6 protein-coding genes and 3 tRNA genes are annotated in these 5,228 nt (G+C 54.9%); 1 reads left to right on the forward strand and 8 read right to left on the reverse strand.

Annotated elements, in window-relative coordinates; genetic code table 11:
• Positions 1-123 precede the first annotated feature (123 nt).
• Positions 124-738, forward strand: a complete 615-nt coding sequence (locus tag PEH01S_RS33835) for a hypothetical protein (protein WP_127490418.1) — start codon at positions 124-126, stop codon at positions 736-738.
• A 299-nt stretch (positions 739-1,037) separates the two neighbouring features.
• On the opposite strand, the gene PEH01S_RS33840 is transcribed toward PEH01S_RS33835, so the two are convergent.
• The 8 genes from PEH01S_RS33840 to PEH01S_RS34960 all read right to left on the reverse strand — a co-directional run bounded on the left by PEH01S_RS33840 (position 1,038) and on the right by PEH01S_RS34960 (position 5,088).
• Positions 1,038-1,832 carry a TatD family hydrolase gene (locus PEH01S_RS33840; protein ID WP_127490419.1) on the reverse strand — a complete coding sequence of 265 codons (795 nt, stop codon included), beginning with the start codon at positions 1,830-1,832 and terminating at the stop codon, positions 1,038-1,040.
• The gene (locus tag PEH01S_RS33845) at positions 1,829-2,401 is read right to left on the reverse strand and encodes an RNA 2'-phosphotransferase (RefSeq protein WP_025848035.1); all 573 of its coding nucleotides are present in this window, start codon (positions 2,399-2,401) and stop codon (positions 1,829-1,831) included. Before PEH01S_RS33845 ends, PEH01S_RS33840 begins: the two co-directional genes overlap by 4 nt.
• Positions 2,402-2,427: 26 nt before the next feature.
• Complete coding sequence (locus PEH01S_RS33850; protein WP_025848034.1) at positions 2,428-3,003, reverse strand: ribonuclease H-like YkuK family protein; 576 nt, start codon at positions 3,001-3,003, stop codon at positions 2,428-2,430.
• A 49-nt stretch (positions 3,004-3,052) separates the two neighbouring features.
• A tRNA-Asp gene (locus tag PEH01S_RS33855) sits at positions 3,053-3,126 on the reverse strand.
• A 9-nt stretch (positions 3,127-3,135) separates the two neighbouring features.
• Positions 3,136-3,206, reverse strand: a tRNA-Gln gene (locus PEH01S_RS33860).
• A gap of 94 nt (positions 3,207-3,300) precedes the next feature.
• Positions 3,301-3,377, reverse strand: a tRNA-Glu gene (locus PEH01S_RS33865).
• 617 nt (positions 3,378-3,994) lie between these two features.
• Complete coding sequence (locus PEH01S_RS33870; protein WP_164828141.1) at positions 3,995-4,834, reverse strand: MFS transporter; 840 nt, start codon at positions 4,832-4,834, stop codon at positions 3,995-3,997.
• A complete protein-coding gene (locus tag PEH01S_RS34960; protein WP_164828142.1) occupies positions 4,801-5,088 on the reverse strand; it encodes an MFS transporter in 288 nt (95 codons plus the stop codon). The genes PEH01S_RS33870 and PEH01S_RS34960 overlap by 34 nt, the downstream gene beginning before the upstream one ends.
• Positions 5,089-5,228 lie beyond the last annotated feature (140 nt).

Raw genomic sequence — 5,228 nt, forward strand, 5'->3', positions numbered from 1 at the left:
AAAAAAACGCTATTTTGTTTGCTCTTAGCCCCCCCTTCAAGGGGTTGCAGAGCAAAGTGTCTTATATCCCCGTAGTTAAAGCAAGGGGTTTTACGGCACGATTGATAAGAAAGGGGCGGAATCATGGGAAAACGGAAGCTTTTCACGTTGACGATAGCGATGATGACGGGAGGTCTTTTATTCGCCATGGCCGGATACGCGGCTTTCAACTCTCCTGAGCAAACCGGTTTGCAGGACTTTATTCAAATCGAGCAGCAGCAGAAGGAAAAAAGCTTGGCAGGCGATTCCCTCTCCTCCGCGCAATTATCCGAATTCAGCATCGCGATCGACGCCACGGCCACAGCCGAACAAATTCAAGCGTATTCGGACGACTCCTTCAAGAAGCTGCTCCAGCCGACGAACGAACGCCTGTGGTTCGTCATGAATCATGGCGCACCGGAAGGGATTCTGATCGCCAACGACAAAGAACCGGTGAAGATGGGCGGGAAAAACCGGAGCAAAGATTTGCTGAAGCTGTACCATAGCGCTCGCGGGCTTGCGGCGAGCGACGAGCAGATCCGCTATGTGGAATTCGAAGGACAGGGCATGCTCCTCGTGCTTGACGGCAAAGCCGAGTCCGTATTTTTGTCCCAAGGGCTGGCCTCGCTGCTCCAGCTTCCGGAAGGCCAGGCGCAGCCGAAGGACGTCATCGCAAAAATGAAGGCAAGGATCGCCTCAACCTCAGCGCAGTCGGAATGAACGACCTGGACCCAAAGATGAAAAAGGCCGACGGACATCGGCGGCGGGAGTATTGAGAAAGAGGTTATGGACTGAAATAGAGAAGCATACGGAGGTGGGGTATCCACTGGAGAAGCGATGGCGGCCGCCTTTGTCTTCGGGAAATGTCCGCTGATAAGCGGCTTCAATAAAAATTTCCCGATGACAAGTGCGGTCGGAAGTGGATACCCCCCACCCCTTCGTAACCTCTATAATCCCATTTGACCGCTTTCTCAACACGCTGAGGCCGACGGAAATCCCGCGGCCTTTTTCCATACTAACTATAACCCGAAAACATGTCTGGCCGTTTGCGTCGTCGCTTCGGCCACTTCCTCCGCGCTTTTGCCCATACATACGGAGACGGCCTGCAAGATGTGCGGCAGAAAAGCCGGCTCGTTGCGTCCGTCCGCCGGCTTGACGGGCAAATCCCGCGGCGTCAGGAACGGCGCGTCCGTCTCGATCATCAGCCGGTCGAGCGGGATGCGGCGCACCAGCTCCCGCAGATGCTTGCCCCGCCGCTCGTCGCAGATCCAGCCCGTAACCCCGATATACAGTCCCATATCGAGATACGTCTTCAGCTCGCTTGCGCTGCCGGTGAAGCAGTGGACGACCGCCCGGTCGATCCGGTGCAGATGCGTCTTCATGATGCGGACGAAATCCGCATACGCCTCCCGCTCGTGCAGGAATAACGGCATCCGCAGCTCGCAAGCCAGCATGACCTGCGCTTCGAACCACTTCCTCTGCACGTCGCGCGGCGAGAAATCGCGGTTGTAATCCAAGCCGCATTCGCCGATCGCTACGACGGAAGGCAGTGCGGCCAGCTTGCGCAGCTGTGCCAGCGTGTCCGGGCCGCAGCTGCGGGCGTCGTGCGGATGAATCCCTGCGGTGGAGTAAAGCTTGCCCGGGAACCGGGCCGCATACCGCGCCGCTTCCTCACTGTTTCGCATGTGCGTCCCCGTCAAAATGAGCGGGGAAACGCCCTCCGCTTCCGCCCGGGCGACGACCTGGTCGCGGTCCGAATGAAACGAGCGGTGCATCAGGTTGACGCCGATATCGATCAGCGACGGCTTCTTCATCGTTTATTCGCTCCTTTCCCTTCGTCTACTGCGCAGCAGGATGCCGGCACTTCGTCGGCCAGCCACACTTCATTGCCCGCAAAATAAAACGTTACGCCCATACTGCGGGCTTTGACCGTGTCCACACGGAGGATGACAAGCTCCCCTCTGCGGCTGCCCGCCAGCGTGGCGAACTGCAGGCCTTCGGACAAATGCACGTACTGGCGGCCCATCGGGCGGATGCCTTCTTGCAAAATAGCCGGCGCGGCATGACGGTTCGTGCCATGATACAGCGTCTCGGGCGGCTCGCCGGGCTCATAGCGAATCTTCTCGAAGCTGTGCCCGTATCGGGCGCGGATGCGGCCATTCGCGATTTCGAAGCGCTGCTTATCGGAATTGCGCACGACCCGCTCCACATCCTGAAGCGTGATCGACGCCCATCGGGGCTGCGACCGGATGGCCCGCATCATGTCTTTCAGCTCGCACGATCCGTCCGTCGGGTCCAGGACGAGCCCGAACGCTTTAGGATCGTGCCTTAACAATTTGGTCATAAATTTGCTTAAGCGAATTTCCGTTTTTTCATTTAACATGTCGATCTCTTCCTTATTTAAAAAGTTCACATAACCAAGCTGGCCGGTCGTTTCGTATGCCGGTTGGCATAGGCGGAGGCGGCGTACGAGTCAGGCTTTACCCGAGCGGCGTATCTTCCCATCGCTTCGACCCGGTCCACCATCTCCTGAACGTACAGCGACGTCTTGTTTACGATCGTATCCGTGCCCGCATCGATATCGATGAACGCTTCGAGCGAAGCGCCTTGATACACATAGGGCAGCAGCAGCTCCTCCATCCGGTTCACCGCGTCCCCCTCGAAATAACAGGCTACCTCTTGCGAGAGCGACGTTTCGATCGTCAGCTTCTCTTTGACGGAGGTCAGCTCCCGGGGAAGCACTACCTGCCGGTAGCAGGCCCAAGCGCCTTTGCCCGGACGGCGGATAATAAGGCCGGTCACAAATTTGGTGTGACCGCGGTGAACCTGGCTGTCGGTACCGATCATCAATTGATACAGCGATGCCGGATCTTGAGAGATGAACCGCAGCATCCGCTCGATTACATCGTCGAGGGAGAGGCGGCGTTCTGTCACATTATGAAATGTGAGGTCATCTTGCATGGAAAAAAGATTTGTTCGCTTCATGGTTGTCACCTGTACAACGTACACGGCATCCTTTCGTTATGTATTTGGCTGGAGCCGGCGGGACTTGAACCCGCGGCCTCCGGTCTGACGAACCGGCGAGAACTCCCGCTTCTCCACAGCTCCATATGAGTATAGGGGAAGATGGAATCGAACCACCGCTCGCGGCTTCAAAGGCCGCTGCCTTACCGCTTGGCGATTCCCCTAAGGTTGGACGGATAGGTGCGGGGGCGGCCCGCAGGTCTGCCAGTCGCCGAATATAGCAGCAACCTCTATGACAACATCCTATCCATGATGAAATGGTGACGCATGGGGGATTCGAACCCGCCGAGTGCACGAGTGAAAGTCGTGTGGCTTAACCGCTTGCCGAATGCGCCGCAATAAAAATGAAAAAGACTGCGAGCTCACGCGCTTTTCTTCCGCCCGGATTCGTGCCAAGGCATAAGAAAAGCCGCCGTGATCCGGCAGCCTTGTATCTCCGTATTTCACATACGCCGAAGCGTATGTCAGAACCGCCCGACCTTCGGGGAAGGAGGGGTTCGGAGCAGACCAAGACTACTGGATTTTGTTTGTAATTCAAATTGGGCCTCATGAACATGGACAATCTTATCATGATTCGTCATCGCTACTCTCTCCTTCCACGTGAATTTTACAAACAAAAAAGCTGCGCTTCGTCCCTTTTTCCCGCCACAAGGCAAAAGAAAAAGGCTACGACGATTCGCAGCCTCACTTACCGAATTCCAATTACGATGCGTCTAAAAGCGCCAAACATCGTACAGGTACGCGAAAGCTACGTAAAAAGCGTTGGTTATGAAAGGAATCATGAGCGGAACCTTGCTCGGTATGTAACGGTTGTTCGAATGCGATATGCGTTCTCATGTTCCTAACCTCCCTTCGCTTTTGGTGTTCATCAAGTTGGTGAAATCTTATCATGCATTCCGCGAGCCTGTCAACCATTATTTTTGTAAAATTGTATTTCTTTAACTTTCACGCTTTACCGCCGTAAGGATGCAGCACCCAGCAGCAGGAGCCCGCTTAGAACAGAAGCGGCGGCACTGACCATATACAATCCGGTAAAGCCTTGAGCCGCCGCCGACAGAAATTGACCGGCTACCGTCGGCCCCAGCGTCGATCCGAGCGAACGGAACAAGCTTAAGTATCCCACCGCCGCGCCTGTCTCTTTCGGCTCGACGGCTTGAATCATCAGCACGTTCAAGGGAGCTCCGATAATAATTCCGATCCCGAAGCCCATGAGGGCCAGCGTAACGAGGTAAACGATCAGGACAGCAGGCATCAAAGCCAACGAAAGAGCGCCTAAGGCAGTGATGACAAAGCCGAGCAGAAGTACTTTTTTCGCGCCCATTTTATCGGTCAGGAAGCCTGCGGCAAGCGAAGCGATAACCGAGGCTGCCGCCATCGGCGCCACCGTTAATCCCGATAGTCCTTTCGTCAGCCCAAGCAGCGTTTCCGCATAGAGCGGCATCAAATTCATCGCGGTCGCCATCACGAAGCCGGACAGCAGCGAAGAGATCAGCAAAGCTAAGGTCTTGCTTCCGGTAAAATACTTTACGTTCAAGACAGGATCTTGGTGCTTGCGCTCGATGACGATAAAGACGGGAAGCAGAGCGAGCGCAGCGACGATATACCAACCGCTTTTCTGGGTAATGCCCAGCATGACCGATACGATCAACAGCGTCAAGATGACGATTCCGGCGATATCGACCGGCTTCTTGACCACTTCGTGCTGAGTGCGGAACCGGGCGATCATCACGAGAATCACGAGCGAAATCGGGATATTGATCAGGAATATCCATTGCCACGGGAGATAAGCCACGATGCCACCGCCAATGACCGGTCCGACAATTTGCCGAGCACCGGGATGCTGACCGCGAAAAACAGCGTATACATCGTAAAGCTCCAGACGCCCCAGGACGAAGACAACTGATAAGCGGATAAAATCGAGCTTAGCGCCGGGCCGACAATGCCGTGATCGAGAGCCCCCATAAAAATCCCAAGCAAAAAGGTAAACATGACGAGCGGTCTGGATAATTCCTTGACCTTGGAAGTTTGGACAACTTGCGTGTTCATAGATGACAGCTCCCTGGTTTAAAGTTCTTGTGAGCTAAATATACTATACCCCCCTATAGTATATCAAATAGTTTTTTTATTCGCAAAAGGACGTCAAGATCACGCGAAACGCAAAACAGACTGCCAAATGGCAGTCTGAG

Origin of the sequence: Paenibacillus ehimensis NBRC 15659 (assembly GCF_004000785.1) — a bacterium.
GTDB classification, from domain to species: domain Bacteria; phylum Bacillota; class Bacilli; order Paenibacillales; family NBRC-103111; genus Paenibacillus_G; species Paenibacillus_G ehimensis.

What these genes read in the sequence shown, in the direction of transcription:
- PEH01S_RS33835 (WP_127490418.1), top strand. Translation starts at nt 124, where the DNA reads ATGGGAAAACGGAAGCTTTTCACGTTGACGATAGCGATGATGACGGGA.
- PEH01S_RS33840 (WP_127490419.1), bottom strand. Translation starts at nt 1,832, where the DNA reads ATGAAGAAGCCGTCGCTGATCGATATCGGCGTCAACCTGATGCACCGC.
- PEH01S_RS33845 (WP_025848035.1), bottom strand. Translation starts at nt 2,401, where the DNA reads ATGTTAAATGAAAAAACGGAAATTCGCTTAAGCAAATTTATGACCAAA.
- PEH01S_RS33850 (WP_025848034.1), bottom strand. Translation starts at nt 3,003, where the DNA reads ATGAAGCGAACAAATCTTTTTTCCATGCAAGATGACCTCACATTTCAT.
- PEH01S_RS34960 (WP_164828142.1), bottom strand. Translation starts at nt 5,088, where the DNA reads ATGAACACGCAAGTTGTCCAAACTTCCAAGGTCAAGGAATTATCCAGA.